The 270-nt window shown below is 70.4% G+C and carries 1 protein-coding gene; it reads right to left on the bottom strand.

Annotated features, from left to right (window positions below; all coding sequences use genetic code 11):
- Nucleotides 1-88 precede the first annotated feature (88 nt).
- Nucleotides 89-270 (bottom strand): flagellar hook-length control protein FliK (locus CVH10_RS20790; protein ID WP_146143211.1); only part of this gene is annotated, 182 nt, incomplete at its 5' end.

Below are 270 nucleotides of genomic sequence, written 5' to 3'. Positions count from 1 at the left end.
TTGGCCACGACGACCGGCGCGCGCGTCTTGTCGTCGTACGACAGGGCAACGGCGCTCTGGCGATCGTCGAGAGATGGCGCGGCGGTGCTCATGCCGAGGCTCCCTGTGACACCTGGAACTGTTCGAGCCGAAGGTTCGCCGCATCGAAACGCGCGGCGAGCGTGCGGCCGTCACCGGCCAGCAGCGCACGGCTGCTCTCGCTGGACGACACCACCGTGGCCCGCACGTCAGCGCCCGCCACGCTCAGGCGAACGTCGACGGTGCCGAGCT

This window comes from Halomonas sp. ND22Bw, from assembly GCF_003011945.1.
In the GTDB taxonomy this organism is placed as follows: domain Bacteria; phylum Pseudomonadota; class Gammaproteobacteria; order Pseudomonadales; family Halomonadaceae; genus Halomonas; species Halomonas halophila.
Note: the sequence above shows the minus strand (reverse complement) of the source record. Positions and strands in the feature narration are given on the sequence as shown.